Source organism: Streptosporangium subroseum, assembly GCF_900188345.1.
GTDB lineage: Bacteria > Actinomycetota > Actinomycetes > Streptosporangiales > Streptosporangiaceae > Streptosporangium > Streptosporangium subroseum.
In genome coordinates this window covers 44,438-62,459 of record NZ_FZOD01000003.1, presented here as the reverse complement: position 1 = coordinate 62,459, position 18,022 = coordinate 44,438, and the positions used below count along the sequence as shown (strand labels likewise).

The window sequence follows — 18,022 nt, the reverse complement described above, 5'->3', positions numbered from 1 at the left end:
CATGGTTCATGTCATCAAAACCGACGAGGAAGCCGTGGAGGTCGCCCGCACGCTGGCCCGCGGATTCGCCGAGGGCGCCGCGCGGCGGGACGCGGAGCGGATCCTGCCGGTGGCGGAGATCGAGGCGCTGTCCGACAGCGGCCTGCTCGGGATCACCGTTCCGGCGGAACACGGCGGCGCCGGGGTCCGTACGGCGACCCTCGGCGCGGTCATCAGGGAGCTGGCCGCGGCCGACGGCAGCATCGGCCAGATCCCGCAGAACCACTTCTGGTACGTGGACTCGATCAGGGAGAACGGCACGCCCGAGCAGCGGGAGTTCTTCTACCGCGAGGTGCTGGCGGGCCGGCAGCTCGGCAACGCCGCGGTCGACGCCCGCGCCCCCGACGGCTCGCGCCGGCGCGCCCGCCTGCGGCCGGGGGAGGACGGCGGGTTCCTGATCTCCGGCCACAAGATCTACTCCACCGGGGCCCTGTTCGCGCACTGGATCCCGGTGATCGCCGTTGACGACGAGGATCTGCACCACACGGCGTTCGTCCCGCGCGACGCGCCCGGCCTGACAGTGATCGACGACTGGGACGGCATGGGTCAGCGCACCACGGCGAGCGGCACCGTACTGCTGGAGGACGTCCACGTGCCCGCCGACCGGATCGTGGCCGGCCACCGGACCTACGAGCGCGCCGGCACGTTCCGCAGCTTCGGCCTGCTGCTCCACGCGGCGATCGACACCGGCATCGCGGAGGGCGCGCTGGCCGACGCCGCCGCCTTCCTGAGCGGCTACACCAAGGGCGGGTGGCCGGGCAACGAGCTCACGCGGGTCGTCGAGGACCCCGTCGTGGTGCAACTGTTCGGCGAGCTGGCCGTGCTGACCAGGGCCGCCCGCGCGCTGCTGGAGAGCGCGGGAAACGTGATCGACGAGGCTCGCGCGGCGATCGCGAACACCGACGACCCCGAGGAGGCGGCACGCTGGGAGGCCGAGGCGGCCGTGGCGATGGCCGCGGCCCGGGCCCACGCCGACACCGCCGCGAACCGGGTGACCAGCGAGTGGTTCGCGCTCGCGGGGGCGAGCGCGTCGCTGCGCTCGCACAACCTGGACCGGCACTGGCGCAACGCGCGCACGCACACCATCCACGACCCGCGCAGGGCGAAGGTGCATGACGTCGGCAACTTCCATCTCAACGGCATCGCACCCGCCCGTCCCAACGATCCACGGAGCAGGCGACGTTGACTGACATCATTCACTTCAACCTTTTCGAGATGAACTGCGTCGGCCATATCCAGCACGGGCTGTGGACGCATCCGGACAACAACCGGCATCGCTACACCGACCTCGAGTACTGGACGGAGCTGGCCACGCTGCTGGAACGCGGCCTGTTCGACGCGGTTTTCCTGGCCGACGTCGTCGGGGCCTACGACCGTTACCGGGGCGGGCCCGAGACCGCCATCAGCGAGGCGGTGCAGATCCCCGCGAACGACCCGCTGCTCGTGGTGCCCGCGATGGCGGCCGTGACCCGGCATCTGGGATTCGCCGTGACGTTCTCCACCACCTACGAGCCGCCGTTCGGGCACGCCCGCCGGATGTCCACGCTGGACCACCTCACCAAGGGGCGGGTGGCGTGGAACGTGGTGACCTCCTACCTGCGCAGCGCCGCCAGGAACTTCGGGCTGGACGACGAGATCGAGCACGACCTGCGCTACGAGATCGCCGAGGAGTATCTCGAGGTGCTCTACAAGCTCTGGGAGGGCAGCTGGGAGGACGACGCCGTCGTCCGCGACAGGGAGCGGCACGTCTACGCGGACCCGACCAAGGTCCATCCGATCGACCACGTGGGAAAGCACTTCAGGGTCGCGGGACCGCACCTGTCCGAGCCCTCCCCGCAGCGCACCCCGGTGATCTACCAGGCGGGCAACTCGGAGCGCGGGAAGGACTTCGCGGCCAAGCACGCCGAAGCCGTCTTCACCGGGGCCCCCTCGATCGAGGCGCTGCGGGAGGAGATCGCCGACATCAAGCGGCGGACCGCGGCGCACGGGCGCGACCCCGGACACATCAAGGTCTTCCCCGGCGCCTCGGTCATCGTCGCCGAGACCCAGCGGGAGGCCGACGCGAAGGTCGCGGATCTGCAGCGCCACATCAGGGCGGCGGGCTTCCTCGCCCAGCGCGGCAGCGGCATCGACCTGGCCGCCTACGACCCCGCCGACAGCATCGACGACATCGTGGCGCGGGGCGGTGACTTCACCGAGCGTGCCGTACGCCCCCTGGTGGGCAGGGGGCTGCGCGTGGGGGACGTGCTCGACTCCGTCGGCAGGATCGGCCAGGGCGGGCCGTTCTTCGTCGCGGGTACGCCGGAGCGGGTGGCCGACGAGATCGAGCGCTGGGCCGACGAGACGGGCGCGGCCGGGTTCAACCTGATGCAGTACCTGTCACCGGGAACGGCGGAGGACTTCATCGAACTCGTCGTGCCCGAGCTCCAGAAGCGTGGCCGTTACCGTACGTCCTACGACGACACCACCCTGCGGGAACGCCTGCTGGGTCCCGGCATCCACCGGCTGCCCGAGACCCACCCGGGCGCGGCCTTCCGCCGGTAGGCGGTCCGTGACGTGGCCACCTCGAATCGGTCACGGTTCGCCGTGGCCGGTCGAAGATCCCCGGACCCGCGGGCCGGGTGGCGCACCGGCCTGGAGCCGAGCACGAGCCGGTCCGATCCGTCCCGGTCAAGGGCTACCCGGCAGCGGGTCACCTGCCGAGTGGACGGTGGGCGCGGCCTCCGCTCGGACTCGGTCAGGGGCTGCCACTCGGCAGCGGGCCGCCTGCCGTGTGGACGGTGGGTGCGGCCTCCGCTCGGACGCGGGCCCGATGCCAGCCCAGAGCGGCCGGTGCGCCGACCACCAGCCCGCCCACTCCCGCGACGGCGAGGGCCCCCGTCACTCCCAGGTGGGTGGCGAGCAGCCCGCCCACGATGATGCCCAGCCCCTGGATCGCCACCAGCATCGACGATGCGAGACCCAGCACCTGGCCACGCCGCTCGGTGGGGGTGATCCGGACGAACTCCGCGTTCGCGGTGACCTGATAAGCGCTCAGCATTCCGACCAGGGTCCATAACAGCAGCGACGCGACGACGCCCGGGAAGAACGCCGACGCCAGCAGCGGGAGGCTCGTGGCGAGCGCGAGCGGTCCGAGCAGCCGTAGACGGGCCGGAGTGGACACGAATCGGGTGAAGAGGAAGACCCCGAGCACGCTGCCCACCGGCATCGCGGCCATGAGCAGGCCCACCGTCGCGGTGCCCTCGTGGAGTTCGGCGGCGTAGGGGGCGGCCAGTGCCTCCGGAATGACGTAGAAGCCGGCGAGCATGGCGAGCGCCAGCAGGCTCCGCAGACGGCGGTCGCCGACGAGCAGGCGCAGCCCGGTCATCGGCCCGTTCCGTCGTACCTGACCATCGGTGTCGGGGGCTCGGACGGCGGGCCTGAAGCGAACGCCCCGGAACACGATCAGCGCCGCCAGCGCGAAGGCCACGGCGTTGAGGGCGAGCGACCCGGTCGTTCCCACCGTCGCCACCAGCACGCCCCCGACCGCGAAACCGGCCAGCGAGAGGATCTGCGAGGTGAGGTGCTGGATCGCGATACCGGCCTGGTAGACCTCGCGGGGAAGGATGTCGGGGGTCATCGCCATCTGGGCGGCCGAGGTGGGCGCTTCGAGCAGTTGCGAGGCGAAGAGCAGTGCGCACAGCACCGGGAGCGGGATCGCCGGAACGGCGACCAGCGCGATCAGCACGGCCCGGGTCAGCGCGCACACGATGATCAGCCGCTGACGCGGGTAGCGGTCGGCCAGGCCGCCCAGCAGCGGTCCGCCGATCAGCGACGGAAGCAGGGTGAAGGCGTAGACGAGCGCCGTGACGGCCGCCGAGCCGGTGCGCTCGTAGGCGAGCACCGCCAGAGCCACCCGCCCCAGTTGGGTGCCGGTCCTTACGACCGCTATGGCCGCCCACAGCGCCCGGAACTCGGCCACGGCGAAGGCCTGCCCGAAGGCTCCCTTGTTGCCGTCGGCATTCATTGTCACCTCCATGGTGTCGTCACACGCGGGGGTCGGCGGTGCCCCGTGCGGTTCACCGCCGACCAGCACAGGGGATCGGATACGCATCAGGTCACGTGGGCTCCAGCGCCCGTTCACACCCCGGTGACCGACCCCGACAATTTCACCCGATCAGTGCCAATCGCTTCCGCGCATGGTTCTGTCTCCTCCCCGTCCGAGCTGTATTGCGCCGGTCGTTTCGTTCGGTTAGCCCCATTCGTTTCCGCGCATGGTTCTGCCTCCTCCCGTCCGAGCCGGATTGCGCCGGTTACCTCACCCGTTTACATCCATTCGTTTCCGCGCATGGTTCTGCCTCCTCCCCGTCCGAGCCGAATTGCGCAGGGCGTTTCGCTCGGTCAGCTCCAGTCGAAGTCGCGCATGGCTGTCTCCTCCCGTGCCGGTGGGTCTGTGCCGGTTGCCTCGCTCGGTTAGTTCCAGTCGAAGCCGCGCATGGTTGTCTCCTCCCCGTCTCGGTCGGTCTACGCGTTTACGTCCAGTCGTGACCGCGCATGGTGATGTCTCCTCCCCGTTCAGGCCGGACCCCGCCAGCCACCCCGCCCCGATTACTCCCACTCCGACCCGCGCATGGGCATCTCATCCCCGTCAGAGCCGGATTGCGCCGATGGCTTCACTCGTTCACAGCCAGTCAGTGGTGCGCATGGTTATCTCCTCCCCGTCCCGGTCGGTCAACGCCGATCACCGTGCCCACGGTGCGATGCGGTGGCTTTCCCGTGCAAAAATCGTCCAGCGCTCGTATGCGTGCCCCAGTGAGACGCTGACTCCTTATTTCTGCCAGTTCGGATTGATACACGAGCTATACGCGATCTATGCGTTTTAACGTCGCTCCAGGTCCGCGCGGTCTCGCTGGATCTCGGCATGGATCCGGGCGGCGCCCACGGGATCGCCCAGCTGCTCGCGGACCTCCGCCAGCAGTTCCATGGCCTCGGTCCGCAGCGGAAGAGCGGTCATCCCGACGATCAACGGCAGGACGTGCTCGATCGTCTCCGCGGCTTCGGCGAGGTCTCCGGCGTGTAGTCGCGCTCGGGCGATCGCCACGCGGACCTTGCAGATCATCGGCAGGATCCCGCAGCGGGTGGCGTGCTCGGACGCGAGGACGAGCTGAGCGCGGGCCTCCCCGTGGTCGCCCGCGTCGATGGCCACCTCCGCCAGGCCGAGCCGGGCGAGTGTCCCTCCCGAGGCGTCCCCCACGCGCTCCACCATCCGGGCGACCGGCAGGAACGCGGCCCGCGCCTCATCCAGCCGCCCCAGTTTCCGGTAGACCTCACCGAGCCAGAGCAGCACGGTCAGCCGCCGCCATTCGTTCTGGCCTTCCGCCGCCACGGCGAGAGCCTCCTCCAGGTACGGCAGAGCCTCACCGGGGCGTCGCTCGGCCAGATGGATCTGACCGATGCAGCGCAGGGCCAAGGCCACTCCATCGTGGTCTCCCACCGTCTGGAAGAACTCGTGCAACCGCTGATAGCGCCGGAGGGCGGCGGCGTGCTCACCGCGCAGGCGCTCCAGGGTCCCGAATTTCTGCCCGACGTCGGCCAGTCCGTGTTCGTCCCCGAGCTCGGCGAAGATCTGTTCGGCCTCCCTGAGCATCGGTTCGCCCTCGTCCACGGCGCCGAGGAATACGCGCAGCTCGCCGGAGGCCGCCATGACGAGCGCCTCGGCTCGCCTGTCGCCCGACTTTCGCGCGGCCTGGCGGGCGATCGAGAGCATCGCCCGGTATTCGCCCGTGTAGGACTGGACGTCATAGAGCCAGCTCCCCACCATGGCGATCCGCCAGCACTCGTTGAAGAGACCGAGCTCCGACGTCTGCCGTATGACGCCGGAAAGCGTCGCCCGTTCCACCCCGAGCCAGGTCACCGCGTGGTCGGCGGCAAAGGCCAGGCTCTTTTTGTCGACCTCGACGGTCAGCTCCCCGGCGAGGCGGGCATGGTAGTCGCGGCCCCAGTTGGCGGCGCGAGCCTCGGTGGCCAGCCGGAGCAGGTGCCGGGCGGCCGAGGCGACCGTGGAGACCGCGTCGGCGGCGCTCTCCTCATCGGCCATCCGCTCCCGGCAGTAGGCGCGCACGAGATCGTGCAGGCCGTACCGGACCTGCCCGGTGCGATCCACCCCGATGACCCGCATCAGATGGATGTCGGTCAGGCTCTCCAGCATCTCCTCGGCGTCGGCCCGGCTCTCACCTCCGACCGCGACGGCCAGCCAGGGCGTGGCCTCGGGAACGTCGAGAAAGGCCAGCCGCCGGAGCAGCCGCCGCTCCGGCTCGCTCAGGCCCTGGTAGCTCAGGTCGAGGCTGGCCCGGACGGCGAGACCGGAGTAGGTGAGCTCGTCCAGGCGGCGGTGCTCGTCGGCGAGCCGTTCGGCCAGTTCGCCGATACCGTGGTGCGGTCGTGCGGCGAGACGCGCCCCCGCGATACGCAGCGCGAGTGGCAGCCCGCCGCAGAGCCTTGCCACCTCGCGGCTTCCGGCGTCATCGGCCGCGACGAGGCCCGCTCCGGCGATCCGGCTCAGCAGTGTGACCGACTCCTCGTCGTCGAACGGGCGCAGGCCGATCGGAGGCTGTGCCCCGAGACCGGTCAGCCGTCTGCGGCTGGTCACCAGAACGGCGCAGGTGGCGGCACCGGGCAGCAGGGGTCGCACCTGAGTCTCGTCCGTCGCGTTGTCGAGCACCACGAGCGCGCGCCGGTTGGCGAGCAGGGTCCGGTAGAGCGCGGAGCGCTCGTCACAGCTCTCCGGGATCGCCCCGGGGTCGACGCCCAGCGCGCGTAGGAAACCGGCGAGCACCTCCCCGGGGTCCGCCGGGTGTGTGTCCGCGCCACGGAGGTCGACGAAGAGCTGGCAGTCCGGGTAGTGCTCGCGGACCCGGTGCGCGACGTGTACGGCGAAGACGGTCTTTCCGACGCCCGGTGGACCGGTGACCGCGCAGATCCGCGGTACGGCCTCCGGCACACCGGTCAGGGTCCGCAGGGCGACGGCGAGTTCCTGATCCCGTCCGGTGAAATCGGCGGTGTCGGCCGGAAGCTGAGCGGGCACCTCGCCCGGTGACGCCCTGCGGGCTCCCACCGTGACCTGGGGCGGGGAGAGGTCCAGCGACGGATCGGCCCGCAGGATGGCCTGCTCCAGCTCGACCACCGCGTGGCCGGGGTCCAGGCCGTGCTGTTCGACGAGCGTCCGGCGCAGGTTGCGGGCGAGATCGAGGGCGTCGATCCGGCGGCCGCTCCGGTAGAGGGCCAGCATGAGCTGCGCGCGCAGCCGTTCCCGCAGCGGATGACTGCCCACCAACCCCTGAAATTCGCTGATCACCGTGCCGTGCCGTCCCAGGGCCAGTTCGGCGTCGATCAGCCCCTCCACGCAGGCGAGTCGCTTCTCCTCGAGATGGGCCCGGACCGACTCCACGTATGCTCCGGAGGCGTCACTCAGCGCCGGGCCGTTCCAGAGTCCGAGACCTTGACGGAGCAGCCGGACGACGTGCTCGGGATCCTGCTGTGACCGGGCCTGCCTCTCGCAGGCTTCGAACAGGGCGAGGTCCAGATCCTCGGTGCCCGCCTGCAGCGCGTAGCCGCCTCGGACCGAGGTCACCGTTTCGAGGCCGAGAGTCCGCAGCTCGCCGCGGATCGCGTGGATGCCCGAGTAGATCTGGGCGCGGGCCGAGGACGGGGGTGCGCCGTCCCAGAGGGCGTCGATCATCGCCTCCGATGGGACGACCCGACCGGCGTTGAGCAGCAGGAAGCCGAGCAGCCCCCGTCGCTGGGACCGGCCGAGCGTGCGTACTTCGTTGTTGTGCCGCACCCTGACCGGGCCGAGGATCGTGAATCGCACGGTGTCTCTCCGCCCCGGACCACCCGACGGCATCACGAATGCCGTAACGATCATTATCTTCGCGGAAGAGCCCCCCAACGAAAAGGGCATATCGGGCTGTTGTCATCGGAGGTGTCGGAAAATCAGCAGAACATCGGGTACCTGGCCGGGATCCAGGGGGACGACGGCGTGAAGACACCGGGGGAGCGCCTTCGGCCGGCTGAGGGTGCCGAGCCGTTCAGGGGCTGGAGGCGCGGTGGTGGATCGGCTGTGTGCCGTCTTCCCGCTGAAGGAGGGCGTGGTCGAGTAACCGCGCCATGAAGGATCCGCCCCGTCCGCTATTGGGCGACAGGGGTGCTCAGGGCCAGGTCGAGTGCGTGCTCGACGTGGATGCGGGTGGAGTCGAACACGGGGACCGGGCTGTCCTGGGGGCCGACGAGCAGGGTGATCTCGGTGCAGCCGAGGATGACCCCCTGGGCGCCGCGTTCGGCCAGGTCGGCGATGATCCGCCGGTAGGCGGTGCGGGAGGTGTCCTCAACCCGGCCCTGGGTGAGCTCCCGGTAGATGACGTCGTGCACCAGCGTGCGGTCGGGCTCGGCCGGCACCAGCACCTCCAGGCCGTGCTCGCGCATCCGGGACCGGTAGAAGTCCATCTCCATCGTGAACCGGGTGCCCAGGAGCCCTACGGTCGTGAGGCCGGCCGCGGTGATCCGTTCCGCAGTGCTGTCGACGATGTGGATGAAGGGCACGCCGATTCCGGCCTCGATCACCCCGGCCACCAGGTGCATGGTGTTGGTGCAGAGCAGGACCATCTCCGCCCCGGCCCGTTCGAGGGTCCCGGCGGCCTCGGCCAGCAGTCGCCCCGCGGTCTCCCAGTCGCCCGCGCGCTGCAGGGCCTCGATCTCGGCGAAGTCCACGGTGAGCAGCAGGCTCCGGGCGCAGTGGTGGCCGCCGAGGCGCCGCCGGGTCTCCTCGTTGAGCAACCGGTAGTACTCGGCCGAGGACTCCCAGCTCATACCGCCGATCAGGCCGATGTTCCGCATCACGGGCCCGTGGTGACCGTTGCCTGAGTCCATGGGTGGACCTGCCCTCCTTGGTGATACCGGAACAATACTCACGGCCCGCCGATCCGATGGCAGGCGGGGATCTCGTGCATCCGGGCCTCACCGGCCGGGGCGATGCCTAGGAGCCGGTGACGGCGCCGCGGCTCCACGCCCAGGCCGCGATGCCGACCCGGTTGGCCGCGCCGAGCTTGCGCTGGACGTTCGCGACGTGGGTCTTCACCGTGCCGGGACCGATGAACAGCTCGGCGGCGATCTCCGCGTTGGTACGGCCGTGGGCGACCAGGCGGGCGATCTCCAGCTCGCGCTCCGTCAGCGGTTCGGTGAGCGCGAACGGTGCGGCGGGCACGCGCAGGTGGGCCAGCAGGCGGACGGTGATCTGCGGGCTGATCAGCGTGTCACCGGCCATCGCCGCACGGACGGCCTCGATCAGCAGCGCCGGGCCCGACCGCTTGAGCAGGAAGCCGCAGGCACCGTTGCGCAGTGCCGCGTGCACGTACTCGTCAAGGTCGAAGGTCGTCACGACGATCACCCGGGTCTGCCCGGCCAGCAGCCGGGTGACCTCCAGCCCGTCGAGTTTCGGCATGCGGATGTCGGCGAGCACCACGTCGGGCCGCAGATGCCGGGCTAGGTCGACGGCGCCACGGCCGTCGGCGGCCTCTCCCACCACGGTCATGTCGGGCTGGGAGTCGAGGATGAGCCGGAACCCGATCCGCACGTCCTCCTGGTCGTCGGCGATCAGGATCCGGGTAGTCATGCGGGCTCCCCACGGTCGGCGGCCGGACGGCTCACGGGTGCGCCGCCGCGCAGGGACTCCCGGCGCGAGCGGACGGGCAGCGGACGGATGGGCAGAAGCGCCTCGACCCGCCAGCCGCCCGGCTCGGCCCCGGACGACAGCGAGCCGCCGAGTATCTCGACCCGCTCGGTGAGCCCGACCAGGCCGAAGCCGCCGCGCCCGGTCGCCTCCGAGTAGCCACCGCCGTCGTCGGTGACCCGTACGCGGACCGACTCCTCCACGCGAGCGACGATGACCCTGACGGAGGTCGCCTCACAGGCATGGCGGCGCACGTTGGTGAGTGCCTCCGTCACTACCCGATAAACGGTGGCGGAGGTCTCCTGGGAGAGATGCCGCTCCAGGCCGGGCTCGACCGAGAGGTCCACCCGCACCGACGGGGAGTAGCCGTCGACGAGCCGGGCCAGGCCGTCGACTCCGGGCAGCGGCTCCGCCACGCCCGGTCCGGTCTCGTCGGCCCCGTGGAGCATCTGGACGGTCCGGTCCATGGCGGCCAGAGCGCGTTGACCGGCCTCCTCGATGCGCCGCAGCGCGTCGGCCACCTGCGGCGGGAGCGGTCCCGGCACAACCTGGGCGGCCTGCGCCTGCACGAGGATCCCGCTCACGTCGTGGGCGACGAAGTCGTGCAGGTCGCGGGCGAGCACGAGCCGCTGCGTCCGCCTGGCATCGGCCACCGCGCGGCGGCGACCGCTGTCCAGGACGCGGGCGTAAAGCCCGGTCCCCGTTGCCGCGATCGCGAAGAGGGACCAGCCCGCGCAGGCTCCGAGGGCGGTCATGAGGTCGCCGGGCCAGAGCACGCGCACGAGCATCAGCGCGACCGCGCCTCCCGCGAGCCCGGCCGAGACGACGGCCTGAGGGGCCGGCGCACGCCTGACGGTCATGAACGTCAGCACGAGAAGAGGTGGTACCTCGACCAGCATCCAGAGGCCGGTGCCGTCGTGCCATCCACCCAGCGGATGCGCGACGGTGATCGCGATCGAGACGGCCCCGGCCGCGGTGGCCGGCCACGAGGGCGGTACGCGCGGCACGAATGCCACGATCATCGCGGCGAGCGCCAGGAGCGCGGCGACCAGGTCCATGGATCGACTCTATGGGGAGGCCCTGCCACGGGAAATCCACCAAAAGGGGGACGGATCGCGGTGCCGGCCGGGCGGGATCCACCGAACGGCAGATGGGCCCGGCACCCTCCTCCGCTCAACGCTTGAGCCATGGAAACGACGATGGACGATCGGAAGGCGACCGCCCGATGGCCACGGTGGGCGGCGTACGCGGCAGGCGCGTGGTCGCTGGTCTACGGCGGGCTCGGGCTCTACTGGGCGCTGGGCGGCGCGGGTTTCCCCTTCGGTGAGGGCGACATCCCCGACGCGAGGGCGGAGTCGCTGCTGGGCGGCGCGACGGCCGCGGGAACCGCGCCGGTCATCGCGGCACTCGGGTTCGCGGGCGCGATGCTCGCGCTGGTCATGGCCCGGGTACGGCTGCGCGGCGCGGCCCGTGTCGCGGTGCTCGCGACGGCCTGGCTCGCCGCGTGGGCGCTTGTGGCCCTCATCCCCGACGTCCGAATCATGATCGCGGTCGGCTACGCCCCGATCTTCCTGGTCGGGCTGCCGTTCGGCTGGCCGCCCGTCGACTACTTCGAGGTCGGGCTGCCGTGGCCGGTGCTGAACCTGATCATCTGCCTGGGCGGAGGGCTGCTGTGGACGGGCGCGGCGCTGGCCTTCCAGCGACGCACCGGCGATTCCTGCGGCGGCTGCGGCCGTTCCGAGCGCAGGACCGCCACCTGGACGGCCCCCGCCTCGGCGGCCAGGTGGGGGCGCTGGGCGGCCTATACGGCCTTCGTCGTCCCGCTCTTCTACGCCGTGGTCCGCTGGGCGTGGGCGCTCAACGTCCCGCTGCTGTTCTCCAGGGAGGATCTGCGCTGGCTGCACGAATCAGGCCTGGTGTGGGCAGGAGCGGGGCTGGCGACGGTCGCGGCGGCCGGTGGCGTTCTCACGCTCGGGCTGGTGCACCGCTGGGGCGAGGTCTGGCCCCGCTGGATGATCGGCTTGGCGGGCAGGCGGGTGCCGCCCGCCCTTCCGATCACCCTCGCGTCGGCGGTCACCGCCGTGCTGCTGTCGGCGGGCATGCAGGCCGTTCGCATGACGGACTGGACCGATCCGGCCGCCTGGCTGAGCAGCCCGATGGCGTACTGGCCGATCTGGGCCGTGGCGCTCGGCGTGGCGACGCTGGCCTACTACCTGCGCAGGCGGGGCAGGTGCCACTACTGCGGGCTGGTCTGACCGTCGAGCCCGGCCGCGACATCGCCGAATACCGCCGAGCTCGCCTCGGCGGTATTCGGCGACGTCGCCGGGGAGTCCGGAGCGCACCGGACCAGCCAGACCAGGCCGCCCAGATCAGGCCGTCCAGACCGGACCGCCCAGGTCGGCCCGGCTCGGGCGAAGTCTCAGGCGAAGTCCTCGGGAGCGAACTCTTTGGGCTCGACCAGGACCAGCCAGTTTCCCGTGTTGTCGCGCATGACGGCCTCGACGCCGTACGGCCGGTCCGACGGCTCCTGCAGGAAGGTCACGCCCTTGGCGTTCAGCTCCTCGTAGGTCTTGCGGCAGTCGTCGACCCGGAGTCCGAGGCCGCCCATCTCGCCCTTCTCCAGCTGACGCCGGACGAAGGCCGCGGCCTCGGCGTCAAGCGGCGGCCCGGGCGTCGCCAGGGTGACCTCGATATCGGGCTGACTGGGGTGGCCGATGGTGACCCAGCGAAAATCCCCGCCCATCGTGACGTCGGAGCGGGGCTCGAAGCCCAGGTTCTCAACGTAGAAGTCTCGCGTCTTGTCCTGGTCGAGGCAGTAGACGGTGACCAGTGAGATGTTGGTAATCATGTGAACACCGTAGGCGACGTCGCCCGGCCGGTGCTTCTCTCAGATTGCGCGATCCGGCTCGTCGGCGATGGGCCCCGTCGTGCCACGGGGATCAAGCGCTCCACGCATGAACAGGAAGCATCCGGGGATGTGCGGGCCGCCCCGGACGGCCCAGCGGTTGCGGTACGCGGTGGGACTCTCGCCCACCAACTGGGCGAACCGCGATGAGAACGACCCGAGGCTGGCGAACCCGACCAGCATGCACACCTCGGTCACCGTCAGGTTGGCGACCCGAAGCAGGTCCTGGGCGCGCTCGATGCGGCGGCGGGTGAGATAGCGGATCGGGGTCTCTCCGTATGCCGCCTCGAAGCTGCGGGCGAAGTGGAACTTGGACACCCCGGCGACCGCTGCGAGTTGGTCGAGGTTCAACGCCCGCTGGTAGTGACGGTCGATGTGATCACGCGCCCGGCGAAGGTGAGAGAGCAGTTCGACGGTTACGGCTCGAGTCATCGCCCCTGTCACGTATAAGAGGGTATGCGACGACGACCGGGATTTCGTGCCGCCGGTCGAGTCGCTACCGGCGGCACGCCGCGATCTCATCGAGGGCCTCGCCTCGGCCGCTCGTCCCCGTGAGTGGGAGTGGGCGCATGCCGCTCTCCTGGTGGCCGCGGGCGAGCTTGACCTGGCGGTGCAGGTGGGCGGCAAGGTGTGGGACTACGCTCCGCTGTCGTTGATCGTCGAAGAGGCCGGCGGCAGGTTCGGCGGGGTGGGCGGGGAAGGTCATCCGGTGGAGGGGACCGCGCTGTTCTCCCGATCGGAAGATCTCCATCGGGCCGCCCTCGCCCTGCTTCTCTGAACGGCGACCGGTACGGGACGAAAGAGCACATGGGGTCCGACGGCGGCCCCGTACGGGGCAGGAGAGCCCACGGGGTCCAGACGTCTCCGTGGCTTCATCGACCGGGCACGGCGTACGGCGTGGACCGTCGACGACGAGCCCACCATGAACAAGCTCATCGACGACGGTGTCGACGGCCTCATCACCGACTACCCCGACCGCCTGCGTACGGTGCTCGCCTCGCGGGGCTTCAAGCTGCCCAAGCAGTATCGCCGCGCACGGGGCTGATCGTCTTTCCCCCGCACGCCGGCACGGCCTCCGCGGCCGCCCGGCACCAAAGGGTCCCGGTCCGCACCGGGACCCTTTGTCATACGGGTCATGACGCCTTGGCTTGGGGGAGCACCATCTTTTGGCTGAATGCGCTTTCACTAGTTTCGTTTTGAGATACCGTCCAAGTACGGAGACATGCGGTGACGGAGGACTCACATGGGCGACACGTCGTTGGCCGCGGCAGACGCTAGGACATTCCTACCTGAAGAGGATCCTCAGACTCAGGCTGCCATTGTTGATCTAGTGGAGGAGTTGCGTAAGCGAGGACGGTCGGTGGCAGACTGCCCGGCGCTCCTTACGGGCCCTGATGGGTCACCTCAGATCCCCTTGCCGACGCAGATCTACGAGGCTCTCCTGCAAGTGGCGGAGGCTCTGTCGATGGGTCTGGCTGTCACTGTTGCACCGCAGCACATGACAATGTCCACTTATGAGGCATCTGAACTGTTGGGAATATCCAGACCCACCCTGGTTAAGCTGTTGGAAGACGGAGAGATTCCCTATCGGCGGGCGACAGATCGTCCCGGGGCGCATAGAAGAGTGAAACTCCAGGATGTTCTTGCCTTCAAGGAGAGGCGCCGAACGGAGCGGCGACGGCTTCTGGATGAATTGACTGCAGACTCTGTGGGTGCGGGTATGTACGACAAGCCCACCAATGAATTCTAAGAAGCCTATGCTGTTCTGGTGCCGTTCTCTGCCGTGCTCGACGCCTGTGTGCTGTACCCAAACGCGCTACGCGACACCCTTCTAAGAACTGCGGAAGCCGGCATTTACCAGCCCCTATGGAGCGAGCGGATACTAGCCGAGGTTCGGGGTGCCCTCGTGAGGAACGGGCGTCCTGAACTCCTGGTAGACCGTACATTCTCCTTTGTTCGAAGGGCTTTCCCCGAAGCCATGGTTGAAGGATGGGAACCTCTTGAGGACTCGATGGGGAACCATGTCAAGGATCGTCATGTCCTTGCTGCCGCAGTTCGCGGCCATGCCGATGTGATCGTAACTCTTAATCTCCGTGACTTTCCGGGCTCAGCATGCGAACACCTCGATATTGAGGTCCAGCACCCTGACACGTTCTTGTGCTACAAGCTGGAACAGGCCCCGGATGTTATTCTCCATGTTCTGGAGGAGCAAGTCGCGGCAACCGGCAAGCCGTCTCATCTTCCGATGACCATGAAGGATGTGCTGAGCTCGTTGGAGAACTGCGGAACTCCGGTTTTCGTCGCCAACGCGCGTTCGTTTCTGGGGATATAAGAAAGTTTTCACCGCTCTCCGGGGTGCTGCCTACCGTGTCCACAGGCAGAACGGGTGCCCGGCGGGATCGAGATAGACCCGTACGTCGTCCTGGGGCTGATACTCGGCGAGGGTCGCCCCCGCGGCGACCGCGTGCGCTCCGGCGACGTCGAGATCGTCCACCTCGATGTCCAGGTGCGTCATCATCTGCTGATCGCCGGGGCCGGCGGGCCAGGTCGGCCTGACGTAGGCCGCCTCGGTCTGGAACGACAGTCCCGGTCCGCCACCGGGCGCGCGGAGCGTCACCCAGTCGGGCTCGTCCTGCTCCACCTTCCAGCCGAACAGCTGATGGTAGAAGTCCGCCAGCGCGTGGGGGTCGGGTGCGTCAAGCACCGTGGCTGTCAGCGTCATCCGTGGCCTCTGGCGCATATCGCCTCCTGCGGTGTTCTTGGCAGAGGTTATTCTTCTCACAGATCGGCCGTGGTCGCGACGGGGCCCAGACGCCTGGCCTCAGCGCCTGAACCTCAGCCGCCACGGCATCAGCGCCGACTCCAGCTGCACCCGCAGGCTCATCTTCGAACTGCCCGCCCTGCGGTCGGAGAAGTGAATGGGAATCTCGATGATCGTCATCCCCGCCCTGGTCGCCCGGTAGTGCATCTCCACCTGGAAGCTGTAGCCACCCGAGGAGATCCCGCCGAGGTCCAGCGCCGCGAGGCTTTCGGCCCGCCAGATCTTGAACCCGGCGGTCACGTCCCGCAACCTGATGCGCAGGATGGTGCGGACGTAGAAGTTCGCCCACGCGGACAGGGCCCGCCGCCGCCGGCTCCATTCGGCGGCCAGCGTGCCGCCCGGGACGTACCGGCTGCCGATCACGCACGCCGCCCCCGTCGCCTCCGCGGTCCCGAGCAGTCGCGGAACGGCGTCAACGGGATGGGAGAAGTCGGCGTCCATCTGCACCACGAACTCCGCCCCGGCCGAGAGCGCGGTCTCCATGCCTTCGATGTAAGCGCGCCCGAGCCCTTCTCTGACCTGCCGGTGCACCACGCTGACCCGGCCGGGATGTGCGGCGGCCAGTCCGTCGGCCACCTTTCCCGTGCCGTCCGGGGAATTGTCGTCGACGACCAGGAGTCGAAGGCCGTCAAGTGGCAACGCGAGCAGGGCCTCCGCGATCAGCGGAAGGTTGTCCACCTCGTTGAACGTCGGGATCACGACGGTGACGATGGCCATGTTCGGGGTCAGGGCCTTCCGGGATCGATGGTCGGATGTTCTTGTCGCAGGACTGCGAGGCATTCCCGCCCAGTTGATCTCGAATACCGGAAGTCACAAAGGGCACCCCATGCTAGCGGCCGGGAGAACACCGATGCCGGGGGCTCCTGCCGCCGACCGTCCGAAGAGGAGGAGCCCTTCACCGAGGCGGGCGTGGTCCGTGCTGAAACCACCTCCGTGCGCTCCGGACGCCGGTGCTCACCGCGGTTGATCGCGCCTCAGTTTGCGGCGTTCCAGGCCGTTGGGGTGGCGGATGACGACCCCCGCCGCGCCGCCGGTGCCGGTGAGACGGATCAGGGGTGTGCCCGGAAGCCGGTCGGAAGTGGTCCTGTCCTTCAGGCCGCCCATGCCCGGATCCACTTCGCCGGTCTCCGCGATCCAGCCGTCGGGGATGACGATGACAACACCGGCCATCTGGCCGTTTACTTCGATCTCGACCTCGGGTAGCCGGCAGTCGGTCCGGGTGAAATCGAGCTTGACGCCCGCCATGCCGCCGTACGCGGTTATTTTCGCGGGCACCTGCCAGCGCCCGACGCGCGCCACGCCGTGGAGGCCTCCTTTGAGGACCAGCGGCTTTCCGGCATTCGGCGGAACTTCGGACGGCAGGTCGGCGGTGAGGGGTGTCAGATCGGCGTAGGTCCTGGCGGTCAGCGCCCGTTCCAGCCTCTCATCCAGCTCGGTGAGGTCGATGCGACCCTCGGCCGCCGCCTTGCTCAACTGCTCCACCACCGCTTCGCGGTCGGCATGGGAGACGCGTAGTTCGCCGCGGTGGGAGGGATCCGGGGACTCAGCGGTCATGTAGTCGATGATACGGAGGCGCGACCGCATGTGCGGCTGTGCCGAGGGTGTGAGCCGACCGGCAGGATCGCGGACTCGCTTGACACGACTAAGACGACCGGTCATATTGAAAGCGGGGCCATGCCCAGTCGTGCCGGACCGGCACGGCCGGTCATATCGACGACAGAGAGATGCGAGAACCTGAAATGAACGAACTGAGAGATCGTGTGATCGCCGTACACGGTGGCCTGGACCGGTGGAATGAGCTCACGTCCGTCAGGGCGCACCTCGTCAACGGCGGTGGGCTCTGGGCGCTTAAGGGGCAGGAGGGCGTCATCGAGGACGCGACGGTGCACGTCGACCTCCACCGCCAGTTCGCCAGTCATTTCCCGTTCGGCCGGCCGGGACTGCGCAGCGCCTTCACCGCGGATCGCGTCGCCGTCGAAAGCGATGCGGGAGAGGTGGTCGAGGAGCGGCTCGATCCCCGGGACGCGTTCGCCGGCCACACCGTCGAAACGCCGTGGGACAGGCTGCACCTGGCCTACTTCGCCGGATACGCGATGTGGACCTACCTGACCGAGCCGTTCTCGTTCGCGGATCCGGGGTTCCGGACCGAAGAGCTGTCGCCCTGGCAGGAGGACGGTCAGACCTGGCGCCGGCTGAAGGTGACCTACCCCGACCACATCGCGACCCACAGCAAGGAACAGACCTACTACATCGACGCCGACGGGCTCATCAGGCGGCACGACTACGTCTCCGAAGTGCTCGGTTCCACCGGCCCGGCGGCGCACTACTCCTCGGAGCACCGGGAGTTCGACGGGATCGTCGTCCCGACCAGGCGCCGGGTCCACCTGATCGGCGAGGACGGCAACGTGATGCCGGAACCGCTGATCGTGTCCATCGACCTCGACGACATCGTGTTCGAGTGACGACCGGGCTCCGGCGTGTCCACCGCCGGCTCGCGATGTGCCGGCCTTCGCCCAACGGCGTGAGGACGGCGGCGCACCGGGCGGGGCCGGAC

Annotated in this window: 18 protein-coding genes; 8 read left to right on the top strand and 10 right to left on the bottom strand. The window is 69.4% G+C overall.

All coding sequences use genetic code 11. The features are described 5' to 3' along the window. Position 1: 1 nt before the first annotated feature. Both CHC08_RS04000 and CHC08_RS03995 read left to right on the top strand, forming a co-directional pair. Positions 2 to 1,225 carry an SfnB family sulfur acquisition oxidoreductase gene (locus tag CHC08_RS04000; RefSeq protein WP_089205785.1) on the top strand — a complete coding sequence of 408 codons (1,224 nt, stop codon included), beginning with the start codon at positions 2 to 4 and terminating at the stop codon, positions 1,223 to 1,225. Further along, a complete protein-coding gene (locus tag CHC08_RS03995; RefSeq protein WP_089205784.1) occupies positions 1,222 to 2,583 on the top strand; it encodes an LLM class flavin-dependent oxidoreductase in 1,362 nt (453 codons plus the stop codon). The genes CHC08_RS04000 and CHC08_RS03995 overlap by 4 nt, the downstream gene beginning before the upstream one ends. Positions 2,584 to 2,776: 193 nt before the next feature. Here CHC08_RS03995 and CHC08_RS03990 read toward each other — a convergent pair whose 3' ends face one another. From CHC08_RS03990 to CHC08_RS03970, 5 genes are all read right to left on the bottom strand, one after another. After that, a complete protein-coding gene (locus tag CHC08_RS03990) occupies positions 2,777 to 4,045 on the bottom strand; it encodes an MFS transporter (RefSeq protein WP_179281870.1) in 1,269 nt (422 codons plus the stop codon). A gap of 852 nt (positions 4,046 to 4,897) precedes the next feature. Beyond that, the gene (locus CHC08_RS03985) at positions 4,898 to 7,888 is read right to left on the bottom strand and encodes an AfsR/SARP family transcriptional regulator (RefSeq protein WP_179281869.1); all 2,991 of its coding nucleotides are present in this window, start codon (positions 7,886 to 7,888) and stop codon (positions 4,898 to 4,900) included. Positions 7,889 to 8,205: 317 nt separating this feature from the next. Further along, entirely contained in the window at positions 8,206 to 8,943 is a 738-nt protein-coding gene (locus tag CHC08_RS03980; RefSeq protein ID WP_245878105.1) for an aspartate/glutamate racemase family protein, read from the bottom strand. A gap of 106 nt (positions 8,944 to 9,049) precedes the next feature. After that, positions 9,050 to 9,685: a response regulator gene (locus tag CHC08_RS03975; protein WP_089205781.1), complete on the bottom strand. Its 636-nt coding sequence runs from the start codon at positions 9,683 to 9,685 to the stop codon at positions 9,050 to 9,052. Then, positions 9,682 to 10,800: a sensor histidine kinase gene (locus CHC08_RS03970; RefSeq protein WP_089205780.1), complete on the bottom strand. Its 1,119-nt coding sequence runs from the start codon at positions 10,798 to 10,800 to the stop codon at positions 9,682 to 9,684. The genes CHC08_RS03975 and CHC08_RS03970 overlap by 4 nt, the downstream gene beginning before the upstream one ends. 141 nt (positions 10,801 to 10,941) lie before the next feature. Between CHC08_RS03970 and CHC08_RS03965 the strand changes: the two genes are divergently transcribed. Next, positions 10,942 to 11,997, top strand: a complete 1,056-nt coding sequence (locus CHC08_RS03965; protein ID WP_218825115.1) for a hypothetical protein — start codon at positions 10,942 to 10,944, stop codon at positions 11,995 to 11,997. Between the two features lie 164 nt (positions 11,998 to 12,161). On the opposite strand, the gene CHC08_RS03960 is transcribed toward CHC08_RS03965, so the two are convergent. Then, on the bottom strand, positions 12,162 to 12,590 hold the full coding sequence (locus tag CHC08_RS03960) for a VOC family protein (RefSeq protein ID WP_089205778.1): 429 nt from the start codon (positions 12,588 to 12,590) through the stop codon (positions 12,162 to 12,164). 39 nt (positions 12,591 to 12,629) lie between these two features. After that, a complete protein-coding gene (locus CHC08_RS03955; protein ID WP_089205777.1) occupies positions 12,630 to 13,079 on the bottom strand; it encodes a helix-turn-helix domain-containing protein in 450 nt (149 codons plus the stop codon). 46 nt (positions 13,080 to 13,125) lie between these two features. On the opposite strand from CHC08_RS03955, the gene CHC08_RS03950 reads away from it, so the two are divergent. The 4 genes from CHC08_RS03950 (at position 13,126) to CHC08_RS03940 (ending at position 14,979) form a co-directional block, all read left to right on the top strand. Beyond that, positions 13,126 to 13,425, top strand: a complete 300-nt coding sequence (locus CHC08_RS03950; protein WP_218825114.1) for an inositol monophosphatase family protein — start codon at positions 13,126 to 13,128, stop codon at positions 13,423 to 13,425. 96 nt (positions 13,426 to 13,521) lie between these two features. After that, complete coding sequence (locus tag CHC08_RS48005) at positions 13,522 to 13,692, top strand: glycerophosphodiester phosphodiesterase family protein (RefSeq protein WP_275937155.1); 171 nt, start codon at positions 13,522 to 13,524, stop codon at positions 13,690 to 13,692. A gap of 198 nt (positions 13,693 to 13,890) precedes the next feature. After that, positions 13,891 to 14,397, top strand: a complete 507-nt coding sequence (locus CHC08_RS52870) for an excisionase family DNA-binding protein (RefSeq protein WP_089205775.1) — start codon at positions 13,891 to 13,893, stop codon at positions 14,395 to 14,397. An 18-nt stretch (positions 14,398 to 14,415) separates the two neighbouring features. After that, positions 14,416 to 14,979: a PIN domain-containing protein gene (locus CHC08_RS03940; RefSeq protein ID WP_218825113.1), complete on the top strand. Its 564-nt coding sequence runs from the start codon at positions 14,416 to 14,418 to the stop codon at positions 14,977 to 14,979. A 30-nt stretch (positions 14,980 to 15,009) separates the two neighbouring features. Here the strand turns inward: CHC08_RS03940 and CHC08_RS03935 are convergent, their stop codons facing one another. From CHC08_RS03935 to CHC08_RS03925, 3 genes are all read right to left on the bottom strand, one after another. After that, positions 15,010 to 15,387: a VOC family protein gene (locus tag CHC08_RS03935; RefSeq protein WP_089205773.1), complete on the bottom strand. Its 378-nt coding sequence runs from the start codon at positions 15,385 to 15,387 to the stop codon at positions 15,010 to 15,012. Positions 15,388 to 15,468: 81 nt separating this feature from the next. Continuing rightward, on the bottom strand, positions 15,469 to 16,185 hold the full coding sequence (locus tag CHC08_RS03930) for a polyprenol monophosphomannose synthase (RefSeq protein ID WP_089205772.1): 717 nt from the start codon (positions 16,183 to 16,185) through the stop codon (positions 15,469 to 15,471). 237 nt (positions 16,186 to 16,422) lie between these two features. Further along, positions 16,423 to 17,022: a DUF1707 SHOCT-like domain-containing protein gene (locus CHC08_RS03925; protein ID WP_089205991.1), complete on the bottom strand. Its 600-nt coding sequence runs from the start codon at positions 17,020 to 17,022 to the stop codon at positions 16,423 to 16,425. A 185-nt stretch (positions 17,023 to 17,207) separates the two neighbouring features. Here CHC08_RS03925 and CHC08_RS03920 point away from each other — a divergent pair, with 185 nt between their 5' ends. Next, on the top strand, positions 17,208 to 17,930 hold the full coding sequence (locus CHC08_RS03920; RefSeq protein WP_089205771.1) for a hypothetical protein: 723 nt from the start codon (positions 17,208 to 17,210) through the stop codon (positions 17,928 to 17,930). The last annotated feature ends 92 nt before the right edge of the window (positions 17,931 to 18,022 follow it).

Bases quoted from the DNA above. Each gene is read 5' to 3' on its own strand.
- CHC08_RS04000 (WP_089205785.1), top strand. From the start codon at position 2: ATGGTTCATGTCATCAAAACCGACGAGGAAGCCGTGGAGGTCGCCCGC.
- CHC08_RS03930 (WP_089205772.1), bottom strand. From the start codon at position 16,185: ATGGCCATCGTCACCGTCGTGATCCCGACGTTCAACGAGGTGGACAAC.
- CHC08_RS03935 (WP_089205773.1), bottom strand. From the start codon at position 15,387: ATGCGCCAGAGGCCACGGATGACGCTGACAGCCACGGTGCTTGACGCA.
- CHC08_RS03990 (WP_179281870.1), bottom strand. From the start codon at position 4,045: ATGAATGCCGACGGCAACAAGGGAGCCTTCGGGCAGGCCTTCGCCGTG.
- CHC08_RS03920 (WP_089205771.1), top strand. From the start codon at position 17,208: ATGAACGAACTGAGAGATCGTGTGATCGCCGTACACGGTGGCCTGGAC.
- CHC08_RS03955 (WP_089205777.1), bottom strand. From the start codon at position 13,079: ATGACTCGAGCCGTAACCGTCGAACTGCTCTCTCACCTTCGCCGGGCG.
- CHC08_RS03970 (WP_089205780.1), bottom strand. From the start codon at position 10,800: ATGGACCTGGTCGCCGCGCTCCTGGCGCTCGCCGCGATGATCGTGGCA.
- CHC08_RS52870 (WP_089205775.1), top strand. From the start codon at position 13,891: ATGGGCGACACGTCGTTGGCCGCGGCAGACGCTAGGACATTCCTACCT.
- CHC08_RS03965 (WP_218825115.1), top strand. From the start codon at position 10,942: ATGGACGATCGGAAGGCGACCGCCCGATGGCCACGGTGGGCGGCGTAC.
- CHC08_RS03980 (WP_245878105.1), bottom strand. From the start codon at position 8,943: ATGGACTCAGGCAACGGTCACCACGGGCCCGTGATGCGGAACATCGGC.
- CHC08_RS03975 (WP_089205781.1), bottom strand. From the start codon at position 9,685: ATGACTACCCGGATCCTGATCGCCGACGACCAGGAGGACGTGCGGATC.
- CHC08_RS03925 (WP_089205991.1), bottom strand. From the start codon at position 17,022: ATGACCGCTGAGTCCCCGGATCCCTCCCACCGCGGCGAACTACGCGTC.
- CHC08_RS03960 (WP_089205778.1), bottom strand. From the start codon at position 12,590: ATGATTACCAACATCTCACTGGTCACCGTCTACTGCCTCGACCAGGAC.